Consider the following 17150-nt stretch of genomic DNA (forward strand, 5'->3'; position numbering starts at 1 on the left):
AGTCGGCCACGTCCGGGCATTCTATCCGGACTCTATGGTCCACAAAAGGTGAGGGCTGCGGGAATACAACCGGTCCGTAGGGTGTCTGTACCTTCGCGCACCCAGGTGCGTTTCGCCTGGTTCCTCAGCTTCACGCCGAAAGGCCGGGAAGGGAGAGCTGTGCCCCAGCAGACCCAGTACCACAAGAACCCGGAGGCCGTTTCGCGGCTCGACCCGGAGCAGTACCGCGTGACCCAGCAGGACGGCACCGAGCGCGCGTTCGCCAACGCCTACTGGGACAACCACGAGCCCGGCATCTACGTCGACGTCGTGTCCGGCGAGCCGCTGTTCGCATCGGTCGACAAGTACGACAGCAACTCCGGCTGGCCGAGCTTCACGAAGCCGGTCGCCAAGACGAACGTCGTCGAGCGCGAAGACTCCAGCCACGGGATAATCCGGACTGAGGCCCGCTCGCGGCACGGGGACAGCCACCTCGGCCACGTCTTCAACGACGGTCCCCCCGACAAGGGTGGACTGCGCTACTGCATCAACTCCGCGTCGTTGCGGTTCATCCACCTCGACCACCTGGAGAACGCAGGGTACGGCGAATACCGCACCCTGTTCAGGAGTGACACCAAAACTGACACCGACGACAAGTAGGGAGACGACGTGACCACCGAAAAGGCGATCCTCGCCGGCGGCTGCTTCTGGGGCATGGAGGAGTTGTTCCGCCGCCAGCCCGGCGTCGTGTCCACGCGCGTCGGCTACAGCGGTGGCGACGTCCCGAACGCCACCTACCGCGACCACGGCACCCACGCGGAGTCCATCGAGGTCGTCTACGACACCGAGAAGACCGACTTCCGCGCGCTGCTCGAGTTCTTCTTCCAGGTGCACGACCCCTCGACGAAGAACCGCCAGGGCAACGACATCGGCATCAGCTACCGCTCGGCGATCTTCTACGCCAGCGACGAGCAGAAGCGGGTCGCCGAGGACACGATCGCCGACGTCGACGCCTCGGGCCTGTGGCCCGGCAAGGTCGTCACCGAGGTGACCCCGGCGGGCGACTTCTGGGAGGCTGAGCCCGAGCACCAGAACTACCTGCAGACCTACCCCAACGGTTACACCTGCCACTTCCCCCGCCCCGGGTGGAAGCTCCCGAAGCGGGCGGCGGCCTGACACCTCCGGCGCGCGGACCCCGGGTCTGCGCGCCGGCCAGGGATGTCTTCGTCTGCCGGGAGCGGGACACGCGACAGTGATTCCCTCTTGTTGTTTCATGGCCGCAGCCAGGATCAGCTGCGGGTGATGCGTGTGACGTGCAGACGCATGTCAAAGAGGTTGACACGCGCTGACCTCCGGCGCGCCGCTCACGATGCATCGGCCGAGCAACTCCTGAGCAGCAGCAACTTGCCACAGCGAGGACCAAGCAGTCCAGGAAGAGACCCGCCCTATCGATGATCTCGCGGACGGACACCCGTTCAATCAAGCCGTCGGCGCATGCGTTCGTTCTTCACCATCACGCGAATGCGACAGGCCGCCGGATGGACTCCAAGGTCCCATTCTCCATGGGCTATCTGGCGCGCTGGATACACTTGACCGATGAGCGACGAGCAGCTGGCTGCGCCGACGAATCAGCGGAGGATCAGTCAACGGGGCATCGCGACGCGAGAGCGGATCCTCGAGGCGGCGAACCGGCTAATGTTCGTGCGCGGAGTGAACGCGACGACCCTTGACGACGTCCGCGAGGCCAGCCAGACGAGCAAGTCTCAGCTCTACCGCCACTTCGCCGACAAGCAGGAGCTCGTGCGCGCGTTGGTCAAATATCGAGGCGCGCTTGTGCTTCAGCGCGAGCGCGGAGGGCTCGAACGACTGAGATCGTTCTCAGGGCTGGTCCGGTGGCGTAACGCGCTGGTCCAGGCCAACTCGCTGAACAACGGCAAATACGGGTGCGGCCTTGGGTCGATGGCTGTCGAGCTGTCCGATCAGGATGAGCAGGCTCGATCGATGCTGTCGGAGACGTTTGCGGCATGGGAAAAGCTGATCAGTGATGGTCTGCACCGGATGCGGGACAGCGGTGCACTGCGCCAGGACGCCGACCCGGAGAAGTTGGCCACGGGGTTGATGGCAGCTTTGCAAGGCGGCTACTTGCTGGCGAACGCCGCGCACAACGTCGCACCCATGGAAGTTGCTCTGGACATGGCGCTGGAAAACATCAGATCGTTCCTCTTGGAGCCGTCCGGCGAGCCGACCCGTTAATTGAGCCCTTTTCATCGTGATCAGGCTGGTCACGGCGGGTGCGAGCAGCCCGGAGATCGATGAGGGCGAGGCTCCAGGTCAGGCAGCAGTCGAACCACGATGCCCCGACCGGGAGCCTCGCCGTGCTGTCTCACCCCGCCACGATCCCGCTGTCCGGCCGAACCCTGAACCACCTCGCTGAGTGCCTCCGTAACCACCGCCAGCAGCGTCGATCCCGGTGGCGGCGCCTGGACCCCGCCCGGCAAGCCCTACTCACCCTCGCCCATCTGCGCAACGGCGACACCTACGCCCGCCTCGCAGCGGGTTCGGCATCGGCGTCGCCACCGCCTGGCGCTACGTCCGCGAAGCTGTCGCTCTACTCGCCGCAGCGGCGCGGTGAGAAAGCTGCCATCGAGTCGTTCCTCGCGTCGTTGGATCGCCTCGTGCTGCGACTGCGGATCACTGAGTATCGATGTTCCTCATGTTGTCCGGATTTGAGTCGGCCCGAGTCGCGGGAGGCGCCGACGGTCGCCGCCCTGATGCGTGAACGACGGCATATCCTAGCCTTAGCGGACTGACGAGTCCATATCTGGGTTTGGCATCGAGCGAGTTCAGCTGGGGGCGTCTTGGTCCGAATCGCCTCTCAGTGCAGCTTAAGGCACCCCGAGGTGATGGTTCACGAGGGCCGAGCGGTTCTGGCCACGAGCGATCAACTGGACTATCTAGTCCGCGAAGGCTAGCCTGCGGAGGTACCCGGTCACGGGGTGATACGCCCGGCCACAGCCCCCGCTCAGACTGCGGCTCGGCTGCTGCTGGACCCGCGTATCTGGACCGTCACTACCAGGATCTACAGGAAGGCACGGCTGATGGAAACCGATCGGGATCGTGTCGTCGCATCCGCCCGAGCTGTCCTTCCGGCCACTGAGCGCCGGCGCACGGACATGACCACCCGCGGCTTCACGTTCGTCGCCGATGAACCGCACAACGGCGCACTCGGCGAAGGCCCGACGCCGACGGAGTACCTGTTGATGGCGCTCGCGTCGTGCACTGCTCAGACGCTGCGGCAGTATGTCGACTATAAGTACGACACCGCCGGTGACATCACCGTCGAGATCGACTACCACGAACCCGACCAGGAAGGCGCAGAGCGTTACCTGCAGCGCACGATCACGCTGAGTGAAGAACCTGACCCCGACGACTTGAAGGTGATGCATGACATTGCCGAGAAGTCCCCAGTGACCCTGCTGATTCAGTTCGCATGGAGCGTGAGGACAGAGTTCGTCGGGCCGCGCTGAAATCAGGCCGCTTGCTGCTCGGCGATCACGGCCGAGCAGCAACCGGTTGTCGTTCCGCCCCAGGCGGCGACAGTGTTTCCGTCGACCGCGACAGCTTGAACGCGATGCGGTGCCTTGCATGCGGCGCAGGTCCTGGTCCTGGCGGATGGCCGGTGACTCGTGCCGGCAGCTCAGGACTGAGTCGGTGCGGTCGGCTCGGTGACGGCCGAGCAGGGCGAACTCGTCGGAGGTCGTGTCGTCGGGGGTCGGCAGCCCGTGGCGCTGCAATGCCTGGTTCACGCGTGCCCGGACGAGGTCGCGGTAATGACGGGCCGTGCACGAGCCGTGCGCGTAGAGGTCGGCGTACGTGGAGAGCAGTTCGGGATGCTGGCGGCGCAGCCAGGCGAAGACCAGGTCTGTGACGCCGCGCATCAGGTACAGCGGTGTCGGGAGAAGTTGCCTGCCCCTGCGTCGGCCAGGGTGCCGATCAACTCGTCGATCTGCTCGGTGCTGTCTGTCAGTTCGGGCAGGATCGGCGCGACGAACACGATGGGGTGAGGCCGGCGTCGCGCATGGCTCGCAGTGATCGGCCGGGCCACGGTGGACGGTGCGCCGGGTTCGAGCGAGCGTTGCAGTGCCTCGTCGAGGAAGGCGATGGACATGCCGAGCTCGACGTTGACGCGCTGAGCTGCGACAGCGAGCTGATCCAGGTCGCGGCCTGGCCGCGCTGATCCTGCTGGCCGGCGCGCTCGGCGACCGCTACGGCCACAGGCGAATCCTCCTCGTGGGTATCGCCGGTTTCACCATCGCGTCGATCATGTGCGCGGTCGTCCCGACCATGAACTCACTGATAGTCGCCCGCATCCTGCAGGGCATCGGCGGGCCTCGTCGCTCTCTGCGCAGTCGGCCACAGCTGGGGCAGCGCGATCAGTACTGAACCGAGAGGTCGCGTGCCCGCATTTGCGGCACGTGATCTAGCTATCCATGCTGGCCCGGCCAGCGCGTCGGAAGGTGACGTGTGACCGAAACCAAGATGAGCGACCGAACGATCTCGAAGCGGAATCTAGCGGCACCGCTGCGAGCCTTTCTGCGAACTGAGTCCGGCAGCGCCCGCGTGCTCGTGGCCGCCATCGTCGCCGCACTGCTCTGGGCCAACATCGACCTCGGCTCCTACGAAGCCGTCTGGCGCACCCAACTGTCCCTGCGCCTCGGGCACCTCGAGCTCTCCCGCGACCTGCACACCTGGATCAACAGCGGCTTGATGACTCTGTTCTTCCTGGTCGTCGGCCTTGAGGCGCGGCGCGAGTTCGACCTCGGCGACCTACGCGACCGGCGACGTTTCGTGCTGCCCAGCGTGGCCGGCGTGATCGGCATGCTGATCCCGGTGCTGATCTTCCTGGTGATCAACCACGGCGGGCCGGGCGCGCATGGCTGGGGCGTGGCTATGTCGACCGACACCGCCCTCGCGTTGGGCCTGCTTGCACTGCTCGGCCGGGGCGTGCCCGACCGGGTCCGGATCTTCCTGCTCACCGTGTTCGTGGTCGACGACTTGATCGCACTCATCGTCATCGCCCTGGTCTACAGCGACGACATCAAGATGATGCCAATCGTGGTGGCCGTAGCGGCGTTCGCGGTCATGCTGGCCATCCGCGCAGCCGGCGTCCGACGTGGCTCGGCGTACGTGCCGGTCGCCATCGTGATGTGGGGCGCGCTGCTGGTCAGCGGAGTCGACCCGGTGGTGACCGGACTGGCCATCGGGTTGACCGCGTTCGCCTACTCTCCCGGCCGAGCTGAGCTCGAGCAGGTCAGCGGGCTGTTCCGGTCGTTCCGTGAGCAGCCGACGCCCACGCTCGCGCGTACGGCTTCGATCGGCCTCGCGAATACGCTATCGCCCAACGACCGCCTTCAGCGCATCTACCACCCTTGGTCCAGCTACGCCATCGTGCCGCTGTTCGGCCTGGCCAACGCTGGCATCAGCATCGACGGTCCGTTCCTGGCCCAGGCGTTCACGTCGCCTGTCACCTGGGGCGTGCTGCTCGGGTATGTCGTCGGCAAGCCGCTCGCCGTGATCGGCACCTCGGCCGGGCTCACCTGGATCTCACACGGCCGCATCCGTCCGGCCGTGGGCTGGGCGGGCGTGCTCGGCAGCGGCACGATCGCCGGTGTCAGCTTCACGGTGTCGCTGCTGATCGCCAGCCTGGCCTTCACCGGCGACCAACTGGCCGAGGCCAAAGTCGGGGTGCTCAGCGCCGCGATCGTATCCTCAGCGCTGACCTGGAACGCGTTCCGCGTCACCAACATGTTGCCCAGGGACAAGCGCACCCGGGCGCTCTTCGGCGACATGACGGAGCTGATCGACCTCATCCCAGGAGTCGACGAGAAGCAGGACCACGTCCGCGGCCCAGCCGGTGCGTCGGTAACGCTGGTGCAGTACGGCGACTTCCAGTGCCCGTACTGCGGGAAGGCCGAGCCAGTCGTCCGGCAGTTGCTGGGCCACGCCGACCTGCGTTTCGTGTGGCGTCACCTGCCTCTGTCAGACGTGCACCCGCAAGCCCGGCTAGCAGCCGAGGCCGCCGAAGCAGCGGCCGATCAGGGCAAGTTCTGGCAGATGCACGACCTGCTGCTCGAACACCAGGACAAGCTGAACATCACTGATCTAATCAAATACGCCGGCGACCTCGGTCTGGATCAGAAACGCTTCCACGACGATCTGATAAGCCAGGCCCACGCCGGCCGCATCGAAAGCGACATCGACTCGGCCGACAACAGCGGAGTGTCCGGCACCCCGACGTTCTTCATCAACGGCCGTCGCCACTACGGCGCCTACGACATCACGGCCTTGACCGCCGCCATTCGTATGGCCCGAGCCCGGGCCCGCCTCGGCCGCGAGGCACCAGCGACCCGTAAATAAGCGCGTTCCGTTGACTCGACAGTATGCTGGTCGGCCGTCAGATCCTGCCGCGCGAGCTCTTGCCTTGACGCGAAGCGATGGGAGCGTCAAGAGGATCCGACACCTCATCGAGGCTTGTGCAGAAGCGCCAGCGCGGCGTAGCCGATCGACGGTGGCCGGGACCGACGCCGAGTAGCGTCGTCACCAGCAGCGGGTGAATGACCTGTGCGGTCGCGACCTGCGACACGTCGTCGTAGCGGTATGCGGTCGGTGCTTTACCGGCCAGCTGAAATCGTCACTGAGAACCGACAGTACTGTCGGGGTCATGGACCTGCTGCCGGAGGACCGCGCCGTCGAGGCCGACCTGGCGATGCTGGGGGACCTGCTCGCCGGCCCGCTGCTGCCGGCCGCCCGCGGGCTGCTGGGCTGTCGGCTGGACGCCGGCGGGGTCACCGTCCGGATCACCGAGGTCGAGGCGTACGCCGGGACGGCCGGTGACCCGGCCTCGCACGCGTATCGGGGGCGCACCCCGCGCAACGCGGTGATGTTCGGGCCGGCCGGGCACGCCTACGTCTACTTCACCTACGGGATGCACTGGTGCATGAACGTGGTCACCGGGGTCGAGGGGGAGGCCGCCGCGGTGCTGCTGCGCGCCGGGGAGGTGGTCGACGGCCTGGCCACGGCGCGGGCTCGTCGACCGGCGGTACGTCGGGACGTGGACCTGGCCCGTGGTCCGGCCCGGCTCTGCGCCGCGCTCGGGATCGACCGGGCGGCGTACGGCGGGTACCTGCTCGGCGACGGGCCGGTCCGGTTGCGTCCGCCGGAGCGTCCGGTGCCGGCCCAGGCGGTGCTCGCCGGGCCGCGGGTCGGCGTGACCGGCGCGCACGACGTGCCGTGGCGGTTCTGGCTCGACGGTGACCCGACGGTCAGCGCGTACCGGCGGCACGTGCCCCGCGCCCGGGGCTGAGCGCCCGGCCCCGGCGTGTGCCCTGGTGAAACTGTCGGTGGGTGTGGCCATAATCACCGCACCTGCACGCCGACGGTTCGGAGGACGTCATGACAACGCTGCTCGCGATCGGCACGGCCAAGGGGTTGTTTCTCGCCACCAGCGCCGACGACCGGCGCAACTGGGAGATCACCGGCCCGCATTTCCCGATGACCGGCGTCTACTCGGTCGCGGTCGACACCCGCCGCCCCACCCCGCGGCTGCTCGCCGGGGTGACCAGCTCACACTTCGGGCCCAGCGTCGCCACCAGCGACGACCTCGGCGCCTCGTGGGACGAGCCCGACCAGGCCCCGGTCGCCTTCCCTGCCGACACCGGCGCGACGCTGGGGCGGGTCTGGCAGCTGATGCCGGCCGGCCCCGACGAGCCGGACGTGGTCTGGGCCGGCACCGAGCCCTCGGCGCTGTTCCGCTCCACCGACGGCGGTCGCAGCTTCGAGCTGGTCCGGTCGCTGTGGGACCACCCGCACCGGCCCGAGTGGGGGGCCGGGTTCGGCGGCCAGGCCGTGCACACCGTGCTGCCCCACCCGCGTGACCCGGCTCGGCTGCTGGTCGCCATGTCCACCGGCGGGGTCTACCGCTCGGAGGACGCCGGGGCGAGCTGGGCGCCGGGCAACACCGGCATCCGTGCCTACTTCATGCCCGACGAGTGGCCGGAGTTCGGCCAGTGCGTGCACAAGGTCGCCCGGGACGCCAGCAACCCCGAGCGGCTGTACGCGCAGAACCACCACGGCGTCTACCGCTCCGACGACGACGGCCGCACCTGGTCCTCGATCGCCGATGGGCTGCCCAGCGACTTCGGCTTCGCCATGGTGTCCCACCCGGCGCGGGCCGGCATGGTGTGGACCTTCCCGCTGGTGGCCGACAGCGAGCGGTTCCCGACCGACCACCGCTGCCGGGTGTTCCGCTCGGCCGACGCCGGCGGCAAGTGGGAGCCGTTGTCGGTGGGGCTGCCCGAAGGGCCGTTCTACCCGGCGGTGCTGCGCGACGCGATGTGTGCCGACGACGCCACCCCGGGCGGGGTCTACTTCGGCACCCGCTCCGGTGAGGTCTACGCCAGTCGCGACGAGGGCGACTCCTGGTCGTTGGTGGCCGCGCACCTGCCCGACGTGCTCTGCGTCCGCGCTGCGGCGGTGTGAGGTGGTCACCGTGCTGCTGCCCGGCCCGCTGCGCGGCGAGGCGGGCGGCGCCAGCCGGCTGAGCGTCACCGCGGCCGGGACGCTGCGGGCGGTCCTCGACGAGGTGGCCGCCGATCATCCGCGGCTGGCCCGGCGGATCCGCGACGAGCGTGGCGAGCTGCGCCGTTACGTCAACGTCTTCGTCGACGGGGAGGATTGCCGGCATTCCGGCGGGCTGGCCACCCCGGTGGGTGACGGTGCCGAGGTGCAGGTGCTGCCCTCGGTCGCGGGGGGCTGAGCCGGCACCCCACGTCCGTTGTCGGGTGACCGGCGCCACCGAGGGGCGTACCGCCGACGGAATAGTTGACTCGTCAAATATGTTGGGCGCAGTGTCCGGATACCACGGACCCGTTCGACACTTGAGGAGCTGGTCATGCAGTTCGGAGTCTTCACCGTCGGCGACGTCACGGTCGACCCGACCACCGGTCGGGAGCCGACCGAGCATGAGCGGATCAAGGCGATGGTCACCATCGCGCTCAAGGCCGAAGAGGTCGGCCTGGACGTCTTCGCCACCGGCGAGCACCACAACCCGCCGTTCGTGCCCTCGTCGCCGACCACGATGCTCGGCTACATCGCGGCGCGTACCGAGCGGCTGCTGCTGTCCACCGCGACCACGCTGATCACCACCAACGACCCGGTGAAGATCGCCGAGGACTACGCGATGCTCCAGCACCTGGCCGACGGCCGGGTGGACCTGATGATGGGCCGGGGTAACACCGGCCCGGTGTACCCGTGGTTCGGCAAGGACATCCGCGCCGGCATCCCCCTGGCCATCGAGAACTACGACCTGCTGCGCCGGCTCTGGCGCGAGGACGTGGTCGACTGGAAGGGCCGCCACCGCACCCCGCTGCAGTCGTTCACCTCGACGCCGCGCCCGCTCGACGGGGTTCCCCCGTTCGTATGGCACGGCTCGATCCGCAGCCCGGAGATCGCCGAGCAGGCCGCGTACTACGGTGACGGCTTCTTCGCCAACCACATCTTCTGGCCGAAGGAGCACACCCAGCGGATGGTCGGGCTCTACCGGGAGCGGTACGCGCACTACGGCCACGGCTCCGCCGACCAGGCCATCGTCGGCCTCGGCGGGCAGGTGTTCATGCGGCGCAACTCGCAGGACGCGGTCCGGGAGTTCCGGCCCTACTTCGACAACGCGCCGGTCTACGGGCACGGGCCGTCGCTGGAGGAGTTCAGCCGGGAGACCCCGCTGACCGTGGGCAGCCCGCAGCAGGTCATCGACCGGACGCTCAGCTTCCGTGACTACGTCGGTGACTACCAGCGGCAGTTGTTCCTGATGGACCACGCCGGGCTGCCCCTGAAGACGGTGCTCGAGCAGCTCGACCTGCTCGGCGAGGAGGTCGTGCCGGTGCTGCGTAAGGAGTTCGCCGCACTGCGCCCGGCGCACGTGCCGGAGGCGCCCACGCACGCCTCGCTGGTGGCCAATGCCGGCGGCGCCAAGGACAGCACCGTCCACGCCGTCGACGACGTGACGGGTAAGGCGCCCGAGGTGGCCCGGTGACCCGCCGCACCCTCGCCGTGATCTCGGCCGGCCTCAGCCAGCCCTCGTCCACCCGGCTGCTCGCCGACCAGCTCGCCGCGGCGACCCGCGACGAGCTGGTCCGGCGCGGCGCCGAGGTGGAGCTGCGCGTCGTCGACCTGCGCGAGTACGCCCACGACGTCATGAACAACCTGCTCACCGGGTTCCCGCCGGCCGCCCTGCGCGGGGCCCTCGACGCGGTGACCGGGGCCGACGGGATCATCGCCGTCACCCCGATCTTCAACGCGTCGTACAGCGGGCTGTTCAAGTCCTTCTTCGACGTGGTGGAGTCCGAGTCGCTGGTCGACCGGCCGGTGCTGATCGCCGCCACCGGGGGCACCGCCCGGCACTCGCTGGCCCTGGAGCACGCCGTCCGCCCGATGTTCAGCTACCTGCGGGCGGTGGTGGTCCCCACCACGGTCTTCGCGGCCCCGGAGGACTGGTCCGGTGGCACCGCGGACGGCGCGTTGCGGGGTCGGATCAGGCGCGCCGCCGGGGAGTTGGCCGACCAGGTCGAGCGGCGGCTGCCGGTCAGCGGACCCGCCGACCCGTTCGCCCTCACCACCGACTTCCTGCAGATGCTCGGCCGGGGCGACGACGACCAGGTCAGCCCTCCCGGTCGTACGGATGAGCGACCAGCACCGGGCAGTGCGCGTGCTGGATCGCCGCCTGGCTGACCGAGCCGAGCAACAGCCCGGTGAATCCGCGCCGGCCCCGGGTGCCCACGACCAGCAGCGACGCTCCGCCGCTCGCCTCGATGAGCCCCTGGGCCGTGCCGGCCGCCCGGACCGGATGCTCCCGCACCACCAGGCCGGGATGGTCGGCCCGGACGGCGGCGGACGCGTCGGCCAGCAGCCGCACCGCCTCCGCGTGGTACGCGGCCTGTGACTCCTCGACCTCGTCCGGGACCGGCCGGCCGCCGTCCGGCGCGCCGACATGCACCAGCACCAGCGGGACGTCGCGCAGCGCCGCCTCGTCGGCGCCGTACCGGGCGGCGAGCCGGGACGACTCGGATCCGTCCACGCCGACCAGCACCGGCTCGTCCACCGGGATCGGCTGCTCGTCCGGGCGGACCACCAGCACCGGGCAGTGCGCGTGCGCGGCCACCTGCCCGCCGACCGAGCCGAGCAGCAGCCCGACGAACCCACCCAGCCCTCGACTGCCCACCACGACGAGTTCGGCACGCCGGGACGCCTCGACCATGGTGGCGCCGGGACCGCCGGCGACCTGGCGTACCTCGACGTCGAGGCCGGGCCAGCGGTCGGCCAGGTCGGCCGCCGTGCGCTCCAACATCTTCTGCGCCTCCTCGGAGGGCGCCGGCACCCCGAGGTCGTACGGGTTGAGCGGCACGCCGTAGCCGAGCGGGTGCAGGTAGCCGTGTACGAGGAGCAGCGGCCGGGACCGGAGCAGGGCGGCACGGGCCGCGTGTTCCGCGGCGACGAGGCTGGACGGCGATCCGTCCACACCCACCACGACAGGTCGGTTCATCGGCACTCCCTCGGTCGGTCAGGTCATTGTCGACGCACCCGGCGTGCGACGCCGGCATTTGCTTCGACGCGCTGCCGCGTCGGCCGGAGCAACGGCCGACGCGGCGGGGCCGGCGACGTTAGTCCTCGCGGCTCCCGGCCTGGTGCCGCACGATCGCCAGCGGACCCTTCGCGTGGTGCAGCACCGTGTGGCTGACCGAGCCGAGCAGCATCCCGCCGAGCGCGCCGCGTCCGTGCGCCCCGACCACGGTCAGCTGCGCCGCCACGGACTCCTCGATCAGCACCCGGGCCGGTGCCCCGTAGACGACTCGCTGCCGCACCGGCACCTCCGGGTACCGCTCGGACCAGCCGGCCACGGCTTCGGCGAGAATTCGCTCCTCCGCGGCGGTGGCCGCGTCCAGGTCGTACACCAACGGGAGCACCTCACCCGCGATGAACGACGTCGGGATCTGCCAGGCGTGCACCGCTACCAGCGTGGTGTCCCGCCGTGCGGCCTCGGCGAACGCGAAGCCGAGCGCCTCGGTGGACAGCGCCGAGCCGTCGACGCCCACCACCACCGGACCGTCGGCCCGGGACTCGCCCCGGACCACCAGCACCGGGCAGTCGGCGCGGGCGGAAACCTGAACGGCCGTCGAGCCCACCAGCAGTTCCGTGAAGCCGCCGAGACCACGGTGGCCGAGTACCAGCAGCGCCGCGTCGCGGGTCGCGCGCAGCAACACCGGCGTGGGCGTGCCGTCGACCACCGCGCCGGTGACCGGCAGGTCCGCGGAGACCTTCTTGGCCTCGGCGACCGCCTCGGCGACGAGTTCGTCGGCCTCGCGGCGAAGCCCGACATCGGTTGGCAGCGGGCCCTGCACGGTCGCGTACAGCGGCCAGACGAACGCGTGCACCACCCGCAGCGGAAGGTGTTGGGCGGCGGCCGCTCGGGCGCCCGCGCGTACCGCGTCCAGCGCGGAGGCGGAACCGTCGACACCCACCACGACGAAAGCACCGGATCTGGTGGTCATCACATCCTCCTCTGTTCAACCTCAGCCTCCCTCCGCGCCGCCGCCCCGGTCAGAGGCATGGTGCCCGCGTCAAGGGGGACCAACGGCCCTGACGCGGCAGCCGTGGCAGGAGTCCGATGGACTCGCGACGAGTGACCCAGAGGTCGAGGAAAGGGGCGCCGCCATGACCGCGTTGGACGTTCTCCGGGAGCATCCCTTTCTCACCGGCGTGCCGCAGGAGTGGCTGCCGCGGCTGGCCGGGTACGCCCGGCCGGTGGTGTGGCATCCCGGCCACCGGGTGTTCCGCGCCGGCCAGCCGGCCGAACGGTTCTGGCTGATCAACCGCGGCGAGGTGGCGCTGGACTTCCCGGTGCCCGGCCGCGGAGACGTGGGGATCGAGACGATCGGCGCGGGCGGGGTGCTCGGCTGGTCCTGGATCTTCCCGCCGTACCGCTGGCAGTTCGGTGCGGTCGCGGTGCAACGCACCACGACAATCGAGTTCACGGCCGAGGGCGTGCGGCGGCTGATCGAATCCGATGACGCCCTTGGCCGGCAGCTCACCCTGCGGCTCATGGCCGTGGTGGTGGACCGGCTCCAGGCGTCCCGCAGCCGGCTGCGCGAGCTGTACGGCTATCCGGCCGCCTGATTCAGTAGACGGTCACCCCCCGTTCGGCGAACTGGCCGCAGACCCGGCTGGCCGCAGACCCGGGCCAGCAGGTCGGGGCCGGGTGGCGGGGTGTCGGCCCGGTGCCGTTCAGGTCTGCTGCTGTGCGCTCGGTCGGTGGTGACGGTCGGACGGCGGTCACGGCTGGATTGCCGGCGAGCGGGTTGGATTGGGTGTCGTTCGAGGTCATCCGGCCTGTCTTCGTCGTTGCCGGTCTGGTTCGGCTGGCACGGTTGCTGTACTTCGCTGCTGTACTGCTGGCGTCAGACGAGGCGCTGGATGCGGACCTTCGGGTGCTCTTGTCTCAGGTGGCCGTGCTTGTGTTGGCGGACCTGCTCGTCCCAGACCTCCTGGTCGTAGTCCGGGTTCGGCGGGATCCATCTGTGGGAGCCGTCGCTGTAGTGGAACTTCTCGTCGCCGGGTCGCAGGATGCTCATCGGGTCCAGCCGAGGAACCGGTGGTGTAGGCGGCCGGCGGGGACGTGGGCCAGGTCCTCGGCGGCGTCGACGAGCTGAGCGGCCAGGTAGAGGGCGAGCGACACCGGGACGCGGTCGTACTCGGCTCGCAGCTCCCGCTGCCGCGTCTGGCAGGGCCAGTCGGCACCGCAACCGCCGCACGTCCAAGCGGGGCTGACCGGAAGGTGTGTGATCATCTCGGCGCGTCCTGGCACGGCCAGTGGCCGCGGTTGATCGGAATAAGATGACGGCTTCGGCACGGCAGATCGCCTCCGCAGCGGCAGATACGCCGCCACTGCCGCCACGACCAGACGGGCCTGTGCCGGCGGGCGAGAGTGAGCGCCGCCGCAGGACGTACTCGTCGTAGGACACGCGCCGCCGACTGTCCTCCCGCCTCTGCTGCCCGTAACCCGTTTCCGGCCCGGCGGGGACGGCACCTGTGGTGGAAGCAGTTGCATCGTTCGGTCTGAGCACAACGCCTCCCGCCGACGCTTGGGTCGGCTCACGGGCGGCCATCGAGTAGTTGGTCGAGGTTCACGGCGGCGGTGATCAGTGAGAGGTGGCTGAACGCCTGCGGGAAGTTGCCGACCTGCTCGCCGGTGGGGGTGATTTCCTCTGAGTAGAGGCCGAGGGGGCTGCTGTAGGTGAGCATCTTCTCGAAGGTCAGCGTGGCGTCTTCGAGCCGTCCGGACTGCGCGAGTGCCCGGACGTACCAGAAGCTGCACATGGTGAAGGTGTTCTCCTGGCCGGGCAGGCCGTCGGGTGAGGCGTTCGGGTCGTAGCGGTAGACGAGGCTGTCGGAGACCAGTGTTGCGTCCATGGCCCGCAGCGTTGACTGCCACATCAGGTCGTCAGGCGACACGAGTCCGATCGTTGGCATGATGAGCAGGGACCCGTCGAGGACGTCGGACGCGTAGTGCTGCACGAAGGCACCGGGTCCGGGGTGGAAGCCGCGGGCCATGATCTGGTCGTAGATCTGGTTTCGGGCACTCACCCACCGGTTGGTGTCGCCGGGTCGTCCGCGTCGGTGTGCGAGGCGGACAGCTCGGTCGAAGGCTACCCAGGACATCAGGCGCCCGTAGGTGAAGTCCTGGCGGCCGCTGCGGGTTTCCCAGATCCCGTCTTCGGGCTGGTCCCAGTTGTCGCAGAGCCAGTCCACTGTTCCTGCCGCGTTCATCCACCCCTCGCGGGTGGCCTGAAAACCGTGACAGTCGGCGACGTGGAGGGCCATGAGTACCTCGCCGTAGATGTCGAATTGCAGCTGGTTCGCGGCGCCGTTGCCAATGCGCACGGGTGCTGATCCGCGGTAACCCTCGAAGTGGTCGAGCGTCTCCTCGGTGATGTCTGATGAGCCGTCGACGCGGTACATGATCTGCGGCCGCGTCTCCCGTTCCTTGGCCTCCCGGACCCGGTCGTTCACCCAGTGCAGGTACTGCTGAGCTTCGTCGGTGAAGCCCAGGATGAGCAGCGCGCGCACCGAGAATGCCGCGTCGCGCATCCAGGTGTAGCGGTAGTCCCAGTTGCGTACCCCGCCGATCTGCTCGGGCAGGCCTGCGGTGGGGGCGGCGACCAGCGCGCCGGTCGGCGCGTACGTCATGAGTTTGAGCGTCATCGCGGACCGCTCGACCGTCTCCCGCCAGCGGCCTGTGTACCGGGAGCGGCTGAGCCAGCGCCGCCAGAAGTCGCGGGTCTGCACGAGCAGGTCGCGCACCTCGCCCGTACCAATCACCCGCGGCTGATCAACCGATCCTGTTTCCAGGACCACCCCGCCGTAGGCGCCCTCATGGAACGTGCCGACGATGGATACGCCCTCCTTGCTACGTCGCATCTCCGCGTCGACCCTGAGCTCGTCGAAGCCGACGGGACTCAGGGCGAGGGTGAGGCTGGGACTGCGGAAGACGTGTCCCTCCGGGTACACGTCGAGCTCGTGCGGATCCCGGCCGTAGTTGAACCGGGGTTGGCAGTCGATACGGAACCGCATGCTGCCTCGGACGATCCGGATCATGCGGACCAGGCGGTGCCGGTCGGTCGCGACGTCTCCCGCGACGGGCATGAAATCCACCAGCTCACCCACGCCGTCTGCGCTGAGAAAGCGGGTGATAAGGATCGGCGTGCCGGGCAGGTACAACTGCTTACTCGTGTAGTCGACGCCATCGGGCGAGACCTGGAAGTGCCCACCCTTGTGCCGATCGAGCAGCCCACCGAACAGGCTCGGGGAGTCGAAGCGTGGGGCGCAGAACCAGTCCACCGTCCCGTCCATCGCCACGAGCGCCGCGGTCTGCAGGTCACCGATCAAGCCGTGGGCCTCCACAGCAGGGTACGAATCCAATGGACCTCCCACCCTCATCTCACCGACTACGGGCGGATACCCCTGAACGGGCGGGACACACCTCGCGGCTCGTAACTCGCGAACGTAACGCCTTGCTACCGGTCCCGGCGGAAGAGCGCAGACGCGACAGCTGGACCACCGCAGCCCGTACTCGGGCGACACCCTGCGCCGGACGAGCGGTGCTTGGTGAAGGGGCCAGACGAGCAGCTGCCGACTACGCTCGACGACTCTGCCAGCTTGGCAGTTCGAGGCCGCCGCGCCGCTGTCTGAGCCGTCGTCGGTCGGCGCGCTCTCGGAGGGCACGAGCTTGCCACAGGACTTGATCGCGCAAACGACGTCCTGAGCGGGATCCGCGTGGAAAGAATGAGGCCGTAAGGGGGCAAACCGTGAACTTGCTGAGCGTCCTGCCGCTTACGGTGGTGATGATCGCCGGTCCGCAGATCATCAGCGCCGTCTTCCTCGCCTCCAGCCGGGAGGCCAAGCGCAGCTCGCTCGCCTACCTGGTTGGGGCCGGCCTCGCCATGCTCATCGGGCTGACCGTCTGGTACTTCGTCTTCCACGCCGTACGGGGCATGGGCGGCGGGCACGGCAAGCATGCCGGTACTCGTCACCTGATCGACTGGGTGGTGTTGGCCGTGCTGTTGGCGCTGATGGTGATCGTCTTCGCCCGCCGCGAGCGGAGCCAGCCGCCGAAGTGGATGAGCAAGTTGCAGGCGGCCAGCCCCCGCTTCGCTTTCGGGTTGGGCTTTCTGCTCTTCATCGCCATGCCCACCGACGAAGGCACCATGCTGGTGGTCGCTGGAAGCCTGGCCGGGCACGACAAGCCCTGGTGGCACCTGCTGCCATTCCTGGTTCTGACGCTGCTGTTTCTGGCGTTGCCGCTACTCGCCCTGCTCGCGCTCGGTCAGCGCGCGCTGGCGGTGCTGCCGAAGATCCGGGACTGGGCCAACGCCCACTCGTGGCTGATCAGCGAGGCGGTCATCCTGATCTTCGTGGCAATCGTCGTTTCCGATCTGCTCAAGTAACCCACCTTCACCTGGGCGTCAATCGCTGGGCGGGTTGGCATGCATCTCCGTGCCGCGCGTCACCTGGTGTCAGGAAGGAGCTCCCGGTCAGCGGTGGCGGGTACGTGGCCGCCTCGA

Annotated in this window: 19 protein-coding genes and 1 pseudogene; 14 read left to right on the top strand and 6 right to left on the bottom strand. The window is 69.0% G+C overall.

The genetic code is table 11. From position 1 onward, the window contains the following. Positions 1-159: 159 nt before the first annotated feature. The 5 genes and pseudogenes from msrB to OG470_RS19345 all read left to right on the top strand — a co-directional run bounded on the left by msrB (position 160) and on the right by OG470_RS19345 (position 3506). Positions 160-639, top strand: coding sequence for a peptide-methionine (R)-S-oxide reductase MsrB (gene msrB / locus OG470_RS19325; protein WP_328414176.1), 480 nt, complete (start codon positions 160-162; stop codon positions 637-639). 9 nt (positions 640-648) lie between these two features. Next, complete coding sequence (msrA, locus tag OG470_RS19330; RefSeq protein ID WP_328414178.1) at positions 649-1155, top strand: peptide-methionine (S)-S-oxide reductase MsrA; 507 nt, start codon at positions 649-651, stop codon at positions 1153-1155. 420 nt (positions 1156-1575) lie between these two features. Further along, a complete protein-coding gene (locus OG470_RS19335; protein WP_328414180.1) occupies positions 1576-2232 on the top strand; it encodes a TetR/AcrR family transcriptional regulator in 657 nt (218 codons plus the stop codon). Positions 2233-2354: 122 nt separating this feature from the next. After that, positions 2355-2605 (top strand): annotated as a pseudogene (locus OG470_RS19340) (helix-turn-helix domain-containing protein); the annotation flags it as partial. A gap of 472 nt (positions 2606-3077) precedes the next feature. Then, complete coding sequence (locus tag OG470_RS19345; RefSeq protein WP_328414182.1) at positions 3078-3506, top strand: OsmC family protein; 429 nt, start codon at positions 3078-3080, stop codon at positions 3504-3506. Between the two features lie 410 nt (positions 3507-3916). Here the strand turns inward: OG470_RS19345 and OG470_RS19350 are convergent, their stop codons facing one another. Continuing rightward, positions 3917-4147 carry a hypothetical protein gene (locus OG470_RS19350; RefSeq protein WP_328414184.1) on the bottom strand — a complete coding sequence of 77 codons (231 nt, stop codon included), beginning with the start codon at positions 4145-4147 and terminating at the stop codon, positions 3917-3919. 68 nt (positions 4148-4215) lie between these two features. Between OG470_RS19350 and OG470_RS19355 the strand changes: the two genes are divergently transcribed. The 7 genes from OG470_RS19355 (at position 4216) to OG470_RS19385 (ending at position 10764) form a co-directional block, all read left to right on the top strand. Further along, a complete protein-coding gene (locus OG470_RS19355) occupies positions 4216-4422 on the top strand; it encodes an MFS transporter (RefSeq protein WP_328426470.1) in 207 nt (68 codons plus the stop codon). A gap of 96 nt (positions 4423-4518) precedes the next feature. Then, a complete protein-coding gene (gene nhaA, locus OG470_RS19360; RefSeq protein ID WP_328426471.1) occupies positions 4519-6396 on the top strand; it encodes a Na+/H+ antiporter NhaA in 1878 nt (625 codons plus the stop codon). A gap of 304 nt (positions 6397-6700) precedes the next feature. Continuing rightward, positions 6701-7342 (top strand): DNA-3-methyladenine glycosylase, encoded by a 642-nt coding sequence (locus OG470_RS19365; protein WP_328414186.1) that lies wholly within the window; start codon positions 6701-6703, stop codon positions 7340-7342. Positions 7343-7431: 89 nt separating this feature from the next. Next, the gene (locus OG470_RS19370; RefSeq protein WP_328414188.1) at positions 7432-8517 is read left to right on the top strand and encodes a WD40/YVTN/BNR-like repeat-containing protein; all 1086 of its coding nucleotides are present in this window, start codon (positions 7432-7434) and stop codon (positions 8515-8517) included. Between the two features lie 10 nt (positions 8518-8527). Further along, positions 8528-8794, top strand: a complete 267-nt coding sequence (locus tag OG470_RS19375; RefSeq protein WP_328414190.1) for a ubiquitin-like small modifier protein 1 — start codon at positions 8528-8530, stop codon at positions 8792-8794. Positions 8795-8929: 135 nt separating this feature from the next. After that, the gene (locus OG470_RS19380; protein ID WP_328414192.1) at positions 8930-10069 is read left to right on the top strand and encodes an LLM class flavin-dependent oxidoreductase; all 1140 of its coding nucleotides are present in this window, start codon (positions 8930-8932) and stop codon (positions 10067-10069) included. Then, positions 10066-10764, top strand: coding sequence for an FMN reductase (locus tag OG470_RS19385; protein ID WP_328414194.1), 699 nt, complete (start codon positions 10066-10068; stop codon positions 10762-10764). Before OG470_RS19380 ends, OG470_RS19385 begins: the two co-directional genes overlap by 4 nt. Here the strand turns inward: OG470_RS19385 and OG470_RS19390 are convergent. Further along, a complete protein-coding gene (locus tag OG470_RS19390; RefSeq protein ID WP_328414196.1) occupies positions 10694-11581 on the bottom strand; it encodes a universal stress protein in 888 nt (295 codons plus the stop codon). The two genes, OG470_RS19385 and OG470_RS19390, sit on opposite strands and share 71 nt — an antisense overlap. Positions 11582-11693: 112 nt before the next feature. Further along, a complete protein-coding gene (locus OG470_RS19395) occupies positions 11694-12581 on the bottom strand; it encodes a universal stress protein (RefSeq protein ID WP_328414198.1) in 888 nt (295 codons plus the stop codon). A 163-nt stretch (positions 12582-12744) separates the two neighbouring features. Here OG470_RS19395 and OG470_RS19400 point away from each other — a divergent pair, with 163 nt between their 5' ends. Then, positions 12745-13206 carry a cyclic nucleotide-binding domain-containing protein gene (locus OG470_RS19400; RefSeq protein WP_328414200.1) on the top strand — a complete coding sequence of 154 codons (462 nt, stop codon included), beginning with the start codon at positions 12745-12747 and terminating at the stop codon, positions 13204-13206. Between the two features lie 281 nt (positions 13207-13487). Here the strand turns inward: OG470_RS19400 and OG470_RS19405 are convergent, their stop codons facing one another. The 3 genes from OG470_RS19405 to OG470_RS19415 all read right to left on the bottom strand — a co-directional run bounded on the left by OG470_RS19405 (position 13488) and on the right by OG470_RS19415 (position 16008). Continuing rightward, entirely contained in the window at positions 13488-13661 is a 174-nt protein-coding gene (locus OG470_RS19405; protein ID WP_328414202.1) for a hypothetical protein, read from the bottom strand. Then, positions 13658-13876, bottom strand: coding sequence for a flavin reductase (locus OG470_RS19410; protein WP_328414204.1), 219 nt, complete (start codon positions 13874-13876; stop codon positions 13658-13660). Before OG470_RS19410 ends, OG470_RS19405 begins: the two co-directional genes overlap by 4 nt. Positions 13877-14181: 305 nt before the next feature. Then, positions 14182-16008: a glycoside hydrolase family 15 protein gene (locus OG470_RS19415; protein WP_328414207.1), complete on the bottom strand. Its 1827-nt coding sequence runs from the start codon at positions 16006-16008 to the stop codon at positions 14182-14184. A gap of 386 nt (positions 16009-16394) precedes the next feature. Between OG470_RS19415 and OG470_RS19420 the strand changes: the two genes are divergently transcribed. Beyond that, positions 16395-17033 carry a GAP family protein gene (locus OG470_RS19420; protein ID WP_328414209.1) on the top strand — a complete coding sequence of 213 codons (639 nt, stop codon included), beginning with the start codon at positions 16395-16397 and terminating at the stop codon, positions 17031-17033. Positions 17034-17150 lie beyond the last annotated feature (117 nt).

The organism is Micromonospora sp. NBC_00389 (genome assembly GCF_036059255.1).
In the GTDB taxonomy this organism is placed as follows: domain Bacteria; phylum Actinomycetota; class Actinomycetes; order Mycobacteriales; family Micromonosporaceae; genus Micromonospora.

Bases quoted from the DNA above. Each gene is read 5' to 3' on its own strand.
- OG470_RS19335 (WP_328414180.1), top strand. From the start codon at position 1,576: ATGAGCGACGAGCAGCTGGCTGCGCCGACGAATCAGCGGAGGATCAGT.
- OG470_RS19345 (WP_328414182.1), top strand. From the start codon at position 3,078: ATGGAAACCGATCGGGATCGTGTCGTCGCATCCGCCCGAGCTGTCCTT.
- OG470_RS19350 (WP_328414184.1), bottom strand. From the start codon at position 4,147: ATGTCCATCGCCTTCCTCGACGAGGCACTGCAACGCTCGCTCGAACCC.
- nhaA (WP_328426471.1), top strand. From the start codon at position 4,519: ATGAGCGACCGAACGATCTCGAAGCGGAATCTAGCGGCACCGCTGCGA.
- OG470_RS19365 (WP_328414186.1), top strand. From the start codon at position 6,701: ATGGACCTGCTGCCGGAGGACCGCGCCGTCGAGGCCGACCTGGCGATG.
- OG470_RS19370 (WP_328414188.1), top strand. From the start codon at position 7,432: ATGACAACGCTGCTCGCGATCGGCACGGCCAAGGGGTTGTTTCTCGCC.
- OG470_RS19380 (WP_328414192.1), top strand. From the start codon at position 8,930: ATGCAGTTCGGAGTCTTCACCGTCGGCGACGTCACGGTCGACCCGACC.
- OG470_RS19395 (WP_328414198.1), bottom strand. From the start codon at position 12,581: ATGACCACCAGATCCGGTGCTTTCGTCGTGGTGGGTGTCGACGGTTCC.
- OG470_RS19400 (WP_328414200.1), top strand. From the start codon at position 12,745: ATGACCGCGTTGGACGTTCTCCGGGAGCATCCCTTTCTCACCGGCGTG.
- OG470_RS19405 (WP_328414202.1), bottom strand. From the start codon at position 13,661: ATGAGCATCCTGCGACCCGGCGACGAGAAGTTCCACTACAGCGACGGC.
- OG470_RS19410 (WP_328414204.1), bottom strand. From the start codon at position 13,876: ATGATCACACACCTTCCGGTCAGCCCCGCTTGGACGTGCGGCGGTTGC.